This is a genomic window from Micromonospora desertarenae, assembly GCF_056150265.1.
In genome coordinates, this window is the sequence record NZ_JAXCFQ010000001.1 from 182,283 (window position 1) to 197,499 (window position 15,217).

General features: G+C 74.8%; 13 protein-coding genes and 1 pseudogene. 7 read left to right on the forward strand and 7 right to left on the reverse strand.

The annotated features are described in order from the left end of the window. Positions 1-50 precede the first annotated feature (50 nt). From SM577_RS00805 to SM577_RS00820, 4 genes and pseudogenes are all read right to left on the reverse strand, one after another. Positions 51-1,604 (reverse strand): anthranilate synthase component I, encoded by a 1,554-nt coding sequence (locus tag SM577_RS00805; protein ID WP_474586064.1) that lies wholly within the window; start codon positions 1,602-1,604, stop codon positions 51-53. Beyond that, entirely contained in the window at positions 1,601-2,035 is a 435-nt protein-coding gene (gene hisI / locus SM577_RS00810) for a phosphoribosyl-AMP cyclohydrolase (protein ID WP_302921790.1), read from the reverse strand. Before hisI ends, SM577_RS00805 begins: the two co-directional genes overlap by 4 nt. 189 nt (positions 2,036-2,224) lie before the next feature. Continuing rightward, positions 2,225-2,812, reverse strand: a pseudogene (locus SM577_RS00815) (phosphoribosyl-AMP cyclohydrolase); the annotation flags it as partial. 160 nt (positions 2,813-2,972) lie between these two features. Then, positions 2,973-3,368, reverse strand: a complete 396-nt coding sequence (locus SM577_RS00820; RefSeq protein ID WP_302921644.1) for a MerR family transcriptional regulator — start codon at positions 3,366-3,368, stop codon at positions 2,973-2,975. Between the two features lie 109 nt (positions 3,369-3,477). On the opposite strand from SM577_RS00820, the gene SM577_RS00825 reads away from it, so the two are divergent. The 3 genes from SM577_RS00825 (at position 3,478) to SM577_RS00835 (ending at position 5,637) form a co-directional block, all read left to right on the forward strand. Then, on the forward strand, positions 3,478-4,218 hold the full coding sequence (locus SM577_RS00825; protein ID WP_474586065.1) for an ABC transporter ATP-binding protein: 741 nt from the start codon (positions 3,478-3,480) through the stop codon (positions 4,216-4,218). Beyond that, positions 4,215-4,970 carry an ABC transporter permease gene (locus tag SM577_RS00830; protein WP_474586066.1) on the forward strand — a complete coding sequence of 252 codons (756 nt, stop codon included), beginning with the start codon at positions 4,215-4,217 and terminating at the stop codon, positions 4,968-4,970. Before SM577_RS00825 ends, SM577_RS00830 begins: the two co-directional genes overlap by 4 nt. Positions 4,971-5,040: 70 nt before the next feature. Continuing rightward, positions 5,041-5,637: a TetR/AcrR family transcriptional regulator gene (locus SM577_RS00835; RefSeq protein WP_302921641.1), complete on the forward strand. Its 597-nt coding sequence runs from the start codon at positions 5,041-5,043 to the stop codon at positions 5,635-5,637. Between the two features lie 418 nt (positions 5,638-6,055). Here SM577_RS00835 and SM577_RS00840 read toward each other — a convergent pair whose 3' ends face one another. Then, a complete protein-coding gene (locus SM577_RS00840) occupies positions 6,056-6,814 on the reverse strand; it encodes a DUF2470 domain-containing protein (RefSeq protein WP_474580433.1) in 759 nt (252 codons plus the stop codon). Positions 6,815-6,883: 69 nt separating this feature from the next. Between SM577_RS00840 and rpsD the strand changes: the two genes are divergently transcribed. Continuing rightward, positions 6,884-7,495, forward strand: coding sequence for a 30S ribosomal protein S4 (gene rpsD / locus SM577_RS00845; protein ID WP_474586067.1), 612 nt, complete (start codon positions 6,884-6,886; stop codon positions 7,493-7,495). 91 nt (positions 7,496-7,586) lie between these two features. Here rpsD and SM577_RS00850 read toward each other — a convergent pair whose 3' ends face one another. Together SM577_RS00850 and SM577_RS00855 are read right to left on the reverse strand one after the other, a co-directional pair. Then, positions 7,587-9,383, reverse strand: coding sequence for an ABC transporter ATP-binding protein (locus SM577_RS00850; protein ID WP_474586215.1), 1,797 nt, complete (start codon positions 9,381-9,383; stop codon positions 7,587-7,589). A gap of 55 nt (positions 9,384-9,438) precedes the next feature. Continuing rightward, the gene (locus SM577_RS00855; protein ID WP_302921638.1) at positions 9,439-11,325 is read right to left on the reverse strand and encodes an ABC transporter ATP-binding protein; all 1,887 of its coding nucleotides are present in this window, start codon (positions 11,323-11,325) and stop codon (positions 9,439-9,441) included. A gap of 201 nt (positions 11,326-11,526) precedes the next feature. On the opposite strand from SM577_RS00855, the gene SM577_RS00860 reads away from it, so the two are divergent. The 3 genes from SM577_RS00860 to SM577_RS00870 all read left to right on the forward strand — a co-directional run bounded on the left by SM577_RS00860 (position 11,527) and on the right by SM577_RS00870 (position 15,187). Beyond that, entirely contained in the window at positions 11,527-12,156 is a 630-nt protein-coding gene (locus SM577_RS00860) for a TIGR03085 family metal-binding protein (RefSeq protein ID WP_302921637.1), read from the forward strand. A gap of 125 nt (positions 12,157-12,281) precedes the next feature. After that, entirely contained in the window at positions 12,282-13,223 is a 942-nt protein-coding gene (locus SM577_RS00865; protein WP_474580431.1) for a terpene synthase family protein, read from the forward strand. 137 nt (positions 13,224-13,360) lie between these two features. After that, positions 13,361-15,187 (forward strand): AMP-dependent synthetase/ligase, encoded by a 1,827-nt coding sequence (locus tag SM577_RS00870; protein ID WP_302921635.1) that lies wholly within the window; start codon positions 13,361-13,363, stop codon positions 15,185-15,187. The last annotated feature ends 30 nt before the right edge of the window (positions 15,188-15,217 follow it).

Sequence of the window (15,217 nt, forward strand, 5' to 3'; positions counted from 1 at the left end):
CGGCCTTTCCTTCGCGACTGCGGGGCTCCGCTGCGCTGCACTCCTCGCGCTCACCGGGCCGGCCTCAGGGTTTCGGCGGCGGCGATGGCGGCGAGCACGGCGGCCGCCTTGTTGCGGGTCTCCTGGTCCTCCGCGGCCGGGTCGGAGTCGGCCACCACCCCCGCACCGGCCTGCACGTACGCCCGGCCGGCGCGGATCAGCGCGGTGCGGATGGCGATCGCCATGTCGAGGTCGCCGCCGAAGCCGAAGTAGCCGACCGTGCCGCCGTACAGGCCCCGCCGGACCGGCTCCAGCTCCTCGATGATCTCCATGGCCCGCACCTTGGGCGCGCCGGAGAGGGTGCCGGCCGGGAAGGTCGCGGCCAGCGCGTCGAACGCGGTGCGGTCGGCGCGCAGCGTGCCGACCACCGTCGAGACGATGTGCATGACGTGGCTGTACCGCTCGATGGTGGCGAACTCGGGCACCTCGACGGTGCCCGGGCGGCACACCCGGCCCAGGTCGTTGCGGCCCAGGTCGACCAGCATCACGTGCTCGGCCCGCTCCTTCGGGTCGGCGAGCAGTTCGGCGGCGAGCCGGGCGTCGGCGGCCGGGGTGGCGCCGCGCGGCCGGGTGCCGGCGATCGGGTGCAGCAGCGCCCGGCGCTGTCCGTCGGCCTCGACGGTCACCTTCAGGTGCGCCTCCGGCGACGAGCCGACGATGTCGAAGTCGTCGAAGCGCAGCAGGTACATGTACGGGCTGGGGTTGGTGGTGCGCAGCACCCGGTAGACGTCGAGCGGGTCGGCGTGGGTCTCCCGCTCGAACCGCTGCGCCAGCACGATCTGGAAGCACTCGCCGGCCCGGATCGCCTCCTTGGCCGCCTCCACCGCCTTCGGGTAGCCACCGTCGGGCGTACGGCTGCGCACCTCGCCGGCCGGCGGGCGCTCCACCGTCGAGATCATCGGCGGGATGGGCCGGGACAGCGCGGTGGTCATCGCGTCGAGCCGGCCCACCGCGTGGTGGTACGCGGCGGCGACCGCCGCGTCCCGGTCCGGCGCGTCCGGCGGCGGCAGCACCGCGTTGGCGACCAGGATCGCCGAGCCCTCGTAGTGGTCGAGCACCACCAGGTCGGTGGCGAGCATCATGCCCAGCTCGGGCAGGTTCAGGTCGTCCTCGGTCAGCTCGGGCAGCCGCTCGAAGCGCCGGACCAGGTCGTAGCCGAGGTAGCCGACCATGCCCCCGGTCAGCGGCGGCATGCCGGCGGCCGGCTCGGTGGCCGGGCCGGCGAGCGCCTCGACCGTGGCCCGCAGCACCTGCACCGGGTCGCCGGAGGTCGGCAGCCCGGCCGGCGGCTGCCCCAGCCAGGTCGCCCGGCCGTCCCGCTCGACCAGCGTGGCGCTGCTGCGCACGCCGATGAACGAGTACCGCGACCAGGCCAGGCCGGCGGACCCGACGCCCTGCTCGGCGGACTCCAGCAGGAAGGTGCCCGGGCCGCCGGCGAGCTTGCGGTAGACCCCGACCGGGGTCTCCGCGTCGGCCAGCAGCCGGCGGGTGACCGGGACGACCCGCCGGTCGGCGGCCAGCGCGGCGAAGGTGGCGGCGTCGGGGCTCACCCGGCCGTCGGTCACGACCGGTCCCCCGCCGCGTCGACCGGCAGCTCGGTGAAGAAGCAGCTGCGGTGCCCGGTGTGGCAGGCGGCGCCCACCTGCTCGACGCTGACCAGCAGCGCGTCCCCGTCGCAGTCGAGGGCGACCGAGCGGACGTACTGGTGGTGGCCGGAGGTGGCGCCCTTGACCCAGTACTCGCGCCGGCTGCGCGACCAGTAGGTGGCCCGGCCGGTGGTCAGCGTGCGGTGCAGCGCCTCGTCGTCCATCCAGGCGACCATCAGCACCTCGCCGGTGTCGTGGGCGCGGACCACGGCGGCGACCAGGCCGTCCGGGGTGCGGCGCAGCCGGGCCGCGATGGCCGGGTCGAGCCGGGACGGGCGGGCCGGGCCGCCGTCCGCCGGCCCGCTCGGGCGGGTGTGGGCGCCGGTCACCGGCGCGTCAGGTACGGACACAGTGACCCATTGTCCCGCACGCGGCGCGGGCACCGGCGACGGCTCCCGCCGGGGGCGTGGCGGCCGGCCGGCGGGCCGGGTGAGCTGGGCGACGTAGCGGTCCAGCCGGCCGTCGACCAGCGCCTCGGCCAGGTCCGTCCCGGCGACCTCGGCGATCTCGGCCGCGTACCGGCGGACCAGCGGCAGGACGCCGGTGACCAGGCGGGCCGCGGCCGCGCTGAGCTGGCCGGTGGAGCCGGGCCGCAGCCCGAGGCAGAGCAGCATGTCGTCGCGGTAGCCCGGGGGTGCGACCGGCAGGGCGAGCGCGGCGGCGAAGGCGGCCCGGCGGGAGACCACCCGGACCGAGGCGTTGGCGAGCCGGAGCACGGACGGGCAGAGCCGGGCCAGGTCGGCGGCGGCCAGCCGGACGCCGAGGTGGTCGCCGGCGTCCCGGGCCGCGGCGACCTTACCGAGCGTGGCGACCAGCTCCTCCAGCTGCGGCTCGCCGGCCGGCTGGCAGAGCACCGGCAGGTCGATCCGGGGCCGCCAGTGCGGGTCGGCCCAGAGCAGCCGGGCCGGCGCGGCGACCGGCAGCCCGAACGCCCAGTCGGCCGGTTCGCCGAGCCGGCTCACCCAGGACCGGACGTCCCGGGCGGCCACCGACACGTGGGTCAGCCGGCCGGCGTGCTCGGCCAGGTAGGCCCGGCGGGCGGCGTACGGGGCGCCGCCGAGCAGCACGTCGACGTCGACGTCGCTGTGCGCGGTGGCGGCCCGCCGGGCATGGCTGCCGCGCAGCATGATGCCGACCACGGGCCGCTCGGCCGCCGCCCGCAGCCGGGCGGTCCAGTCGGCGAGGAACCCACTGTCCGGTGACGGAGGGTAGTCCACCGCGACATCGTGCCGTACGCCCTGATCAGGGCGCAATGCCCGATGGCGGACGCGGTGTCCGGTCCGGGGCCTATGACCCCTCGCAGCGGCCCTCCGCCCGCCGGTACGCGTCGATCTTGTGGTCGAGCACCCTCAGGTCCTCCCCCAGCTCGGCCATCCGCGCCAGCACCCGGGCCCGGTGCGCCTCGAACAGCGCCCGCCGGGCGCCGAGCGTGCTGTCGCCCTGGCGGGCCAGCTCGGCGTAGCGGCGCATGTCCCGCACCGGCATCCCGGTGCGCCGCAGCCGGGTGAGCAGGAACAGCCAGTCGACGTCCCCGGTGGTGTACCGGCGCCGCCCGGCCGAGTCCCGCCCGACCGGGGCCACCAGCCCCTCCTGCTCGTACCAACGCAGCGTGTAGGTGGTGAGGCCGACCCGCTCGGCCGCCTCGCCGACGGTGAGCGTGTCCTGCCGCGTGCTGATGTCCACGGTCCCAGGCTTCCAGTTCGAGCCCACTCGAAGTCAAGCCCGTTGCGCGCACGGCGGTATCTCATCTAGCGTTGAGTTCATCAGGCGTTGAGTTTTGGGGAGGTGGGCGATGGACGACGCGATCGCCGTCCGCGACCTGGTCGTCGACCGGGGCGGGCGGCGGGTGCTGCACGGGATCAGCGCCACGGTGCCGCGCGGCGCGGTCACCGGGCTGCTCGGCCCGAGCGGCAGCGGCAAGACCACGCTGATGCGCGCGGTGGTCGGGGTGCAGGTGGTCACCGCCGGCACGGTGACCGTGCTGGGCCGGCCCGCCGGCTCGGCCGAGCTGCGCCGCCGGGTCGGCTACCTGACCCAGGCGCCCAGCGTCTACGCCGACCTCACCGTGCGGGAGAACGCCCGCTACTTCGCCGCGCTGCACGGGCGCGGCCGGGCCGACGCCGACCGGGCGGTGGCCGACGTCGGGCTGGCCGACGCCGCGACCCAACTGGTCGGCACCCTCTCCGGCGGCCAACGCAGCCGGGCGTCGCTGGCCTGCGCCCTGGTCGGCGACCCGGAGCTGGTCATCCTCGACGAACCGACCGTCGGGCAGGACCCGGTGCTGCGGGCCGACCTCTGGGCCCGGTTCCACGAGCTGGCCGCCGGCGGGACGGCCCTGCTGGTGTCGAGCCACGTGATGGACGAGGCGGCCCGCTGCGACCGGCTGCTGCTCATCCGGGAGGGGCGGCTGATCGCCGACGACACCCCGGACGCGATCCGGGCCGCCGCCGGGGTGACCGACCTCGACGAGGCGTTCCTGCGGCTGATCAGGGCGGGCGAGACGGCCGGCGCGGCCGGAGGGGAGGGGTCGTGAACCCGAGGATCCTGGCGGTCACCACCGGCCGCATCCTGCGCCAGCTGCGCCACGACCGGCGCACCGTGGCCCTGCTGCTGGTGGTGCCGGCCCTGCTGCTCACCCTGGTCTACTACATGTACGCCGACCAGCCCGCCGCGCCCGGCCAGCCGTCCGCCTTCGACCGGATCGCGCTGATCATGCTCGGCTTCTTCCCGTTCATCGTGATGTTCCTGGTGACCAGCATCGCGATGCTCCGCGAGCGCACCACCGGCACGCTGGAGCGCCTGCTCACCACGCCGCTGGCCAAGGCCGACCTGCTCTTCGGCTACGGCATCGCCTTCGGGCTGGCCGGCGCGGTGCAGGCCACCGTCGCCTCGGCCGTGGCGTACTGGCTGTTCGACCTGGACACCGCCGGCAGCAGCGGGCTGGTCATCCTGGTCGCCGCGCTGAACGCGGTGCTCGCGGTGGCGCTGGGCCTGTTCTGCAGCGCCTTCGCCCGCACCGAGTTCCAGGCCGTACAGTTCATGCCGGTCGTGGTGGCCCCTCAGCTGCTGCTCTGCGGGCTCTTCGTGCCCCGGGGCGAGATGGCCGGCTGGTTGCAGGCGGTCAGCGACGTGCTGCCGCTGTCGTACGCCGTCGAGGCGTTGCAGGAGGTCGGCGCGAACGCCGAGCCGACCGGCACCATGTGGCGGGACGTCGCGGTGGTCGCCGGCGCGGCGGTGCTGGCGCTGGTGCTGGCCGCGGCCACCCTGCGGCGGCGCAGCGGCTGACCGGCGCCCCGTCCCGGCCCCGCGGCGGGCCGGGGCGGGGCGACCTGACGAGTACGAGCGAAGGGCGGCGATGGCACGGCGGACCGGCCGACGACCAGGCAAGCCGGACACCCGGGAGGCGATCCTCGACGCGGCGCGCACGGCGTTCGCGGAACGGGGCTTCGACGCGGCCTCCATCCGGGCCATCGCCGCCACGGCCGGGGTCGACCCGGCCCTGGTGCACCACTACTTCGGCAGCAAGGACCAGCTCTTCCTGGCCGCGATGAACGCGCCCGTCAACCCGGGCGAGCTGATCCCGCGGATCGTCGCCGGCGACCGCGACGGCATCGGCGAGCGGCTCGTCCGGCTCTTCCTGGGGGTCTGGGACTCCCCGGCCGGCACGGCCGGCGTGGCGCTGCTGCGCTCGGCGATGAGCAACGAGTGGACCGCCCGGCTGCTGCGCGAGTTCCTGGTCACCCAGGTGCTCCGCCGGGTGCTCGACCACCTCGACGTGGACCCGGCCGAGCTGCCGCTGCGCGGCTCGCTGGTGGCCAGCCAGCTGATCGGGCTGGCCGTCATGCGGCACGTGGTACGGCTGGAACCGATCGCCTCCGCCCCGGCGGAGACCCTGGTCGCCGTGGTCGCCCCCACCGTGCAGCGCTACCTCACCGGCGACCTGCCGACCTGACCCCGAGCCCCGCTCCGCGCGCGGGCAGGCGGTGTCTGGAGCCGCACCGTTGAGGGCGCGCGTCGTTTCGCCGACGTGGCGGTATCGAGTCGTCGTGGACGGCCCCATATCGGCGGCGTGGAGTCGATCATGCCGGCTACCGGGCACCCCGGAACATGGCCGCCGTGCCCGCCCGGAACCGCCGGCCGCCGCGCACCGGTTTCGGGCGCAGACCGGTGTCGCCCACCAACCACAGACCCACCCAGACCTCGGGCAAGCGGGCCAAGCGGCTCCGCCGGCAGGCCCGACCGCCGCTGGCAGCGGTGCGCACCACAGGCGGTCACAAGCGGCCGGCCAGCTGTGGGTGCACCTGTTGTCGCCCCCGCGACCACACGTGCACCCGAACCCGGGGGCACCGGACGCGGAGGGCGGGTGGTGGTCAGGCGGGTTCGGCGTGGCCGGTCGCGGCGGCCCGGCACAGCATCGGGTGCAGCAGCCGGGCCAGTTCGGCGTGGTCGGCGACCGGGTGCGGGAAGGTCAGCCGGGCCCGTCGCCGGGCGCCGGGCCGGCCGTACGACACCATCAGGCCGTACCGGTCGATCCGCACCACCCGGGGCACGCCGTGACCGCCGCCGTCGACCAGGCCGAGCTGCCGGCGCAGGTAGCCGGTCACCTCGGCGGCGTGGTGCTCGGCGAGGTCGGCCAGCAGCTCCCCCTCGACCGGGTGCAGCGGATCCGGCTCCGCCTCGGCGTACACCTCGGGGTCGATCCGGCGCACGGAGCCGGCGCGGTCCCAGCGGGCCTCGGCCACCTCGAAGCGGAACAGCCGGAACCGGGTGCCGACGTCGAGCAGGTCACCGGTCGGGTCCACGGCGGCGAAGTCGAGGGCGGCCTGCCGGGCCTCGTCGCCGTCGAGCCGGGCCGCCCAGCCGGAGACCCAGGCCCGGCCGAGCGACGGCGCCCCGGCGGACGGAGGGAGGTCGAGCACGTCGAGCACCGCCGGGACGTCGGTGTCGCCGTCGGCCGGGCGCAGCGCGGCGGCGAGGTCGCTGACCACCGGCACCAGGAGCAGCACCCGCCCCTCCGGATCGGTGACGTGCCGGACGTGGTGCGGGCCGGGCCGGTGCGCCACGTGGACGAGGCCGGGCAGTCGACCCGCCACCAGGGTTCGGACGATCTCCGCCGGGCTGGGCCGCATGGCACGACCTCCTTAATAGGTTAGGCTTACCTAAGTGCAGGCTAGAGCACCGGAACGGAGACGTCCAGCGTGAACCACCCCAGGCCCAAGGCCCGGCTCTCCCGGGCCCTCGGCATCCCCCTCACCCGCAAGTGCGTGAAGTACTTCGAGCGCCGGCCCTTCCCGCCCGGTGTGCACGGCCGGCAGCGCCGCAAGACCTCGGACTACCAGGTGCGGCTGCTGGAGAAGCAGCGCCTGCGCCACCAGTACAACGTCAGCGAGGCGCAACTGCGCCGGGTCTTCGACGAGGCGGCCCGCGGCACCGGCAAGACCGGCGAGAGCCTGATCGCGCTGCTGGAGCGCCGGCTCGACGCGGTCGTGCACCGGGCCGGGCTGGCCCGCAGCATCTACCAGGCGCGGCAGCTGGTCAGCCACGGGCACTTCACGGTCGACGGGCGCAAGGTCGACCGCCCCTCCTATCGGCTGCGCCCCGGCCAGGTGGTGGCGGTGCGCGAGCGCAGCCGCGAGGCGCTGCCCTTCCAGCTCGCCGCCACCGGCGCCAACGCCGGCGACGGCCCGACCCGGCCCTACCTGTCGGTCGACCTGACCGAGCTGCGCGCCACCCTGCTGCGCGAGCCCGCCCGCACCGAGGTGCCGGTGATCTGCGACGAGCAGCTCGTGGTGGAGTTCTACTCCCGCTGACCGCACGCCCCGCGATCGCGCGGTCGGCGCCCCTGATCCGCGGCATTCGCCGCTGTCGCCGGGGCGGAAACTACGCGATCGCGGGGCGGAGTCAGCGGGTCTGCTCCAGCCAGGAGGCGTAGAGCAGGGCGTAGACCGAGTCGGGGTCGCGGAGCAGCTCCTCGTGCGGGCCGCGCTGCACGATCCGCCCCCGGTCCACCACGATCACCTCGTCGGCGGACTGCGCGGTGGAGAGCCGGTGCGCGATGGCGAGGGTGGTCCGGCCCCGGGTCACCGCGTCCAGGGTGCGTTGCAGCCGTACCTCGGTGGCCGGGTCGACCGCGCTGGTCGCCTCGTCCAGCACCAGCAGGTCCGGGTCCGCCACGTACGCCCGGGCCAGCGCGACCAGCTGCCGCTCCCCCACGCTCAGCGCCTCGCCGCGCTCGCCGACCGGGGTCCGCAGCCCGGACGGCAGCCCGTCCATCCAGTCGGCCAGGCCCAGTTCGGTGAAGGCCGCGGCGAGCTGCTCGTCGGTCAGCTCCGGTCGGGCGAACCGGACATTGTCCGCCACCGTGGCGTCGAACAGGAACCCGTCCTGCGGGACCATCACCACCCGGGACCGCAGCGAGTCGAACCGGACCTGGTCCAGCGGCACGCCGGAGAGCAGCACCGTCCCGGCGGTCGGATCCATCAGCCGGGTGAGCAGCTTGGCGAAGGTGGTCTTGCCGCTGCCGGTCTCGCCGACCACCGCCACCCGGCTCTTCGCCGGGATCTCCAGGTCGATGTCGTGCAGCACCGGCGGGCCGCCCGGGTAGGCGAAGCGCACGCCGGAGAAGCGGATATCCAGCGGGCCCGGCGGCAGCTCCCGGCCCTGCTCCCCCGGGTCGGCCACGTCCGGCGCCACGTCGAGCACGTCCAGCACCCGCCGCCAGCCGGCGATCGCGTTCTGCGCCTCGTTGAGCACCTCGGTGGCGATCTGCACCGGCTGGATGAAGAGCGTCACCAGGAACAGAAACGCGGTCACCTCGCCGATGCTCAGCGTGCGGTCGGCGCCCAGGCTCACCCCGAGCACCACCACGCCGGCCAGTGCCAACCCGGCGGCCAGCTCGCCGACCGAGCTGCCCATGATGCTGATCCGGATCGCTCGCTGCTGCGCCCGCCGCTGGCCGTCGATCGCCTCGTCCAGCCGCCGCGCGGTCCGCCCGGAGATCCCGTACGCCCGGATCACCGGCGCCCCGACCACGCTCTCCCCGATCGCGCCGAGCAGCGCGCCGGTGCGCTGCCGGACCACCCCGTACGCCGCGCCGAGGCGGCGCTGGAGCACCCGGATCACGAACACCGCCGGCAGGAAGGCGGCGAAGACCACCAGGGTCAGCTGCCAGGAGTACGCCAGCATCACCACCGTGGTGACCGCCAGCTGACCCAGGTTGATCACCAGGATCACGCCGCCCCACTGGAGGAACTGGGTGATCTGGTCGACGTCGCTGGTCACCCGGGAGACCAGCGAGCCGCGCCGCTCGGCCTGCTGGTGCAGCATCGACAGGTCGTGCACGTGCCGGAACGCCCGGATCCGCACGTTGGCCAGCGCCGTCTCGCTGACCGTGAACAGCCGGCGCATCATCAGGTAGCCGCAGAGCGTGGTCACCACCAGCACCGCGGCGGTGATGCCGACCACCGTCCAGACCACGTCGAGGTCGAGCCCGCCGACGATGCCCCGGTCGATGCCCTGCTGCACGGCCACCGGCACGGCCGCCCGCCCCACCATGTAGACCAGCGCCAGGGCCAGCGTGCCGGCCAGGCCGACCCGCAGCTCCGGCGAGAGCGCCAGCCCGCGCCGCAACGTCCGCCACGTCGTCTCGACCGGCTCGGCCTGCGCGGCCGCCTCGGCCCGCTGCTCGGACGCCGTCACACTCACCGGGCCTGCCTTTCGTTCGCGACTGCGGGGCTCCGCTCCGCTGCACTGCTCACCGGTCCACCTCGATCTCCAGGCCCGAGGCCAGCGGCGGCGTGGCCTCGTCGTCGTACGGCCGTTCCTGCGCGCGGTCGACCTCGGCCTGCTCGTAGGCGGTGACCAGGTCGGCGTAGCCGGGCACGGTGGCGAGCAGGTCGGCGTGGGTGCCCCGGGCCACCACCCGCCCCTGCTCCAGGTAGATCACCTCGTCGGCCAGCGCGATGGTGGCCCGGCGGTAGGCGACCACCAGGATCGACGCGGCCGGCGTGGCGGAGTCGGCCGCCGAGGAGCGCAGCCCGGCCAGGATGGCCGCCTCCACCCGCGGGTCGACCGCGCTGGTCGCGTCGTCGAGCACCAGCAGGCGGGGCCGGCCGGCCAGCGCACGGGCCAGGGTGAGCCGCTGCCGCTGGCCACCGGAGAGCGACGTGCCGCGCTCGCCGACCCGGGTGTCCAGCCCGTCGGGCAGCGCCGCGACGAACCCGTCCGCCTCGGCCAGCCGCAGCGCCGCCCAGACGTCGTCGTCGCCGATGCCCGGCCGGTCCAGGGTGATGTTGGCCCGGACGGTGTCGTCGAAGACGAACGGCACCTGGGCCACCAGCGCGGCGGTACCGGCCAGCGAGGCGGCGGTCAGCCGGCGTACGTCCACCCCGTCCAGGGCGACAGTGCCGGACCGTGGGTCGACCAGCCGGACGGCCAGCGACGCGATCGTCGACTTGCCCGCGCCGGTCGGCCCGACCAGGGCGACGGTCTTCCCGGCGGGCACGGTGAAGGAGACCTCGCCGAGCACCTCGGTGCCGGGCAGGTGCGCCTCGGCCGGCTCGTAGCCGAAGCAGACGTCGGTGAAGGTGAGCGTCGCCGGCCGGGGGTCGGCCGGGTCGAGCACGGTGTCCCCGTACGGCATCTCGCCGGTGGCGTCGAGCACCCGGCGCACCCGGTCCCAGCCGGCGACGCTGCGCGGCAGCTCGGCCAGCACCCAGCCGATGGCCCGCACCGGGAACGCCAGCACGGTGAACAGGAAGGCCACGCTGACCAGCTCGGCGACGCTGATCGCGCCCTGGCGCAGCCGGAACGTGCCGACCACCAGCACGGCGAGCGTGCCGAGGCTGGGCAGCGTCTCCAGCATCGGGTCGAAGACGCCGCGCAGCCGGCCCACCGAGACCAGCGCGTCGCGCAGCTCGCCGGCCCGCTCGGCGAACCGGCGGGTCTCCTGCGCCTCCCGGCCCATCGTCTTGACCACCAGGGCGCCGTCGAAGCTCTCGTGCGCGATGCCGCTCACCTCGGCGCGCAGCCGCTGCGCCCGCGCCTGCCGCGGCGCCATCCGGCGGGAGTAGACCACGTTGAGCGCGAACAGCGCCGGGAAGACGGCCAGCCCGACCAGGGCCAGCGCCCAGTCGGTGACGAAGAGCGAGGCCACCGCGCCGACCAGCATCACCAGCGTGCCGACCGCGAACGGCAGCGGCGCGATCGGGTACCAGGCGGCCTCCACGTCGGAGTTCGCGTTGGACAGCAGGGTGCCGGTGGCGTTGCGGTGGTGCCAGGACAGCGGCAGCTCCAGGTAGCGCCGGGTGACCCGGCGGCGGTACGCGGCCTGGAGGCGGTACTGCATGTAGCCGGCGCCGAGGCGGCGGCCGACGATGCCGGCCACCCGCAGCACGCTGATCCCGAACAGCGCGGTGGCGGCGAGCGCGAGCGTGCCGACCCCCACCGAGCCGCGGGCGATCGCGGGCACCACCACGTCGCCGACCACCGTGCCGACGACGTACGCGCTGGCGATCACCATGCTGCCGAACAGCACGCTGCCCGCGACCGCGACCGCGAAGATGCGCGGCTGCTCCCGGATCGCCCGACCGAGGACCGCCAGCCCCCGACCGAGCACGTCCCGACTCGTCCTGCTCGCCACGCTCTCCCCCGCCGTAAGCCGCAATTATCCCCCTCATCCTTACCGTTCGGGGCGAGCTCCGCCGACCCGGACCGGTATGGCCGGCGTCACGCCCGCCGCGCCGCCCGGCCGCCGCCAACCCGCCGCCAACCCTGCACCGGCCCTCCGACAACCCGCCGCCGGCCGGGCACGGCCCGGGCGGGTTCGGCCTAGGATCGATCCATGTCGCGGTACGCCCGATCGGAGCGCGAGGCGCTCGCCGACCTGATGTTGACGCTGGGACCGGACGCACCGACGGTCAACACCGGGTGGACCACCCGCGACCTGGCCGCGCACCTGGTGGTCCGGGAGCGCCGGCCGGACGCCGCCGGGGGCATCGTGCTCGCGCCGCTGCGCGGGTACGCCGAACGGGTCCGCCGGCGGATCGCCGCCCGCCCCTGGCCGCAGCTGGTCGGCCAGCTGCGCCGCCCGCCGGTGTGGAGCCCGGTGAGCAACCCGGTGACCGACGAGCTGGCCAACACCCTGGAGTTCTTCATCCACCACGAGGACGTCCGGCGGGCCGGGGAGCGGTGGCAGCCGCGCGACCTGCCGGCCGGCCTCTCCGCGGCGCTGTGGCGGCGCTGCGCGCCGCTGGCCCGGCTGGCGCTGCGCCGGTTCCCGGCCGACCTGTTCGTCCAGGCGCCCGGGCACGGCGAACTCAGCGTGGGGCGCGGCGGCGAGCCGGTGCGGATGGTGGGCGCCCCGGGCGAGCTGGCGCTCTTCCTCACCGGCCGGCAGCGGGTCGCCCGGGTGCAGATCGACGGCACGCCGGAGTCGGCCGAGCGGCTTCGCGCGGCCCACCTGGGCTTGTGACCCAGTGTGCACAATCGGTCACGCAGAGACATGAAAGTCCGACCACCCGAACGATGGGTGCCGATCCCTGCTCCCGTAGGCTTTGCCGCGTCGTCCCGTGGGGGGACGGCGCGACTGGGGGCGGCATGCGGACCTTCGCGGTCTCGGCGCTGCGGGAACCCCCCTTTCCCGCCGGGCGTCATGACAGCACGGACCTGGTGGCCCGACAGAGCATCGAGTGGGCGCGCGACTTCGGGCTGATCGATAGCGGGCAGCGGCTGCGCCGCGCCGACGTCGCCGGGCTGGCCGGCCGGGCCTGCCCGGACGGCCCGGTCGAGCGACTGCGCCTGCTCTCCGACCTGGTCGCCTGGTTGTTCGTGGTGGACGACGCCTGCGACGAGGACGGCCTGGGCGAGGCGCCGACCCGGCTCGCGCCGACGGTGGCCGCGCTGCTCGACGTGCTGGACCGGCACGGCGACCCGGCGGCGCCGCTGCCGACCGCCGCCGGCCCGCTCGGCGACGCGCTGGACGACCTGTGCCGGCGGGTCCGGGCGGCCGGGGCGCCGGCGATGCTGCTGCGCTTCGCCGCCCAGGTGCGCGACTACCTGCTGGCGCTGCTCTGGGAGGCGGCGAACCGGGAGCGGGAGCGGGTGCCGGGATTGGCGGAGTACGTGCAGATGCGCCGGCACACCGGCGCGGTCGGCCCCAGCCTCACCCTCACCGAACTGGCCCTCGGCGGGCACCCGGCGGCGGACCGGCGGACCGAGCCGGCGCTGGTCGCGCTGGACCTGCTCGCGATGGACCTGGTCTGCTGGTGCAACGACGTCTTCTCGTACGGCAAGGAGCGGCGGTCCGCGCCGGACGGGCACAACCTGGTCACCGTGATCGCCCGGGAGACCGGCGGCGACGAGGAGGCGGCGCTGCGGGCCGCGGCCGACCGGTTCAACGACGCGCTCGCCGCCTACCTGGCCGCGGAGGCGACGCTGCGCTGCCAGGGCGACCCCGAACTGCACCCGGCGCTGGTCGCACGGCGTAACTGGATCCGGGCCACCTACGACTGGTCACTGGTGGCCGCCCGGTACGCCTGAATCCGCGTCCCACCAGCCGGGATGGAGCCGACCGACGGTCGGGGGGCTAGCCGACGCCACGAGGCAGGCAATACTCTTCGGTAACGAACACCGACGTGACGACCGTCACGCCTCCACCCCCGAAGGCGGCTACAGCGATGGCTCTCGATGTACCGTACCGCTCCATCCCGGAAATGTTCCTCAAGCGCGTCGCGGCCACCCCCGACCGTGACGCCTTCGCCCATCCGTCCCCGGACGACTCCGGCCCGGTCTGGCTGAGCTGGGCGCAGGTGGCGACCCGCGCCAAGGCCATCGCGGCCGGCCTGCACGACCTCGGCGTCGGCCAGGAGGACCCGGTGGCGATCCTGGCCAACACCCGGCTCGACTGGGTGCTCGCCGACCTGGGCATCATGTGCGCCGGTGGCGCCACCACCACCGTCTACCCGACCACCGAACCCGACGACGCGACGTACATCATCGCCGACTCCGGCTCCCGGGTGCTGTTCGCCGAGAACCCGGCCCAGGCCGCGAAGATCGCCGGAGCGCAGCTGCCGGCGCTGACCCACGTGGTGCTCTTCGACGGCGAGCCGGACCCGGCCGCCGCCGTACCCCAGCTCACCCTGACCCAGCTGGAGGAGCGGGGCGCGGCCCGGCTCGCCGCCGAGCCGGAGCTGATCGAGAACATCGTCGCCGGGCTCGGCCCCGACCACCTGGCCACGCTCATCTACACCTCGGGCACCACCGGCCGGCCCAAGGGTGTGGAGCTGCTGCACGGCGGGTGGTGCTGGGAGGGCGTCGCGCAGGCCGAGCTCGGGCTGCTCCGCGACGACGACCTGCAGTACCTCTGGCTGCCGCTGTCCCACTCGTTCGGCAAGACCCTGCTCTGCGGCGCGATCCACGTGGGCCTGCCGACGTACGTCGACGGCCGGGTGGACAAGCTGGTCGACCTGCTGGCGGTGGTCAAGCCGACGCTGATGTGCGGCGCGCCGCGGGTCTTCGAGAAGGTCTACAACAAGGCCGTCACCACGGCGCAGGACGCCGGCGGCGCGAAGGCGAAGATCTTCGCCTGGGGCGTCCGGGTGGGCAAGGAGAAGGTCGCCCTCGAGCAGGCCGGCAAGCCGGTCCCGGCCGGGCTGAAGCTGCGCTACGCGGTCGCCGAGAAGCTGGTGTTCAGCAAGCTCCAGGCCCGCCTCGGCGGGCGGATCCGGGTGCTCGTCTCCGGCGCCGCCCCGCTCAGCCCGGACATCGCCACCTTCTTCGCCGCGGCGAACCTGCCGATCTCGGAGGGCTACGGCCTCACCGAGACCAGCGCCGGCAACTTCGTCAACCCGCCGGAGGGGTTGCGCATCGGCACCGTCGGCAAGGCGATGGGCGACCTGGAGTGCAAGATCGACACCGACGGCGAGATCCTGGTGCGCGGCCGGCCGGTGATGCGCGGCTACCACAACCTCCCCGAGGAGACCGCCGCGGCGTTCACCGAGGACGGCTTCTTCCGCACCGGTGACATCGGCACGCTGGACGCCGACGGCTATCTGAAGATCACCGACCGGAAGAAGGACCTGGTCAAGACCTCCGGCGGCAAGTACATCGCGCCCTCGCACATCGAGGGGATGTTCAAGGCCACCTGCCCGTACACCTCGCAGGCGGTGGTGATCGGCCAGGCGCGCAACTACTGCACCATGCTGGTCACCCTCGACCCGGACGCGATCAAGGGCTGGGCGGCCGGCACTCCGCTGGAGGGCCGCAGCTACGCCGAGATCGTCGCCTCGCCCGAGGCGCAGGCCATGGTCGAGGAGTACGTCGCCCAGCTCAACAGCAAGCTCAACCGCTGGGAGACGATCAAGAAGGTCACCATCCTGCCGCGCGACCTGACCATCGAGGACGGCGAGATCACCCCGTCGCTGAAGATCAAGCGCCGGGGCGTGGAGACCAACTTCGCGACCGAGATCGAGAAGATGTACGCCGGCACCCTCGCCGAGATCTGAGCGACCGGCGGTCCCGCGCCCGGCTCCCCC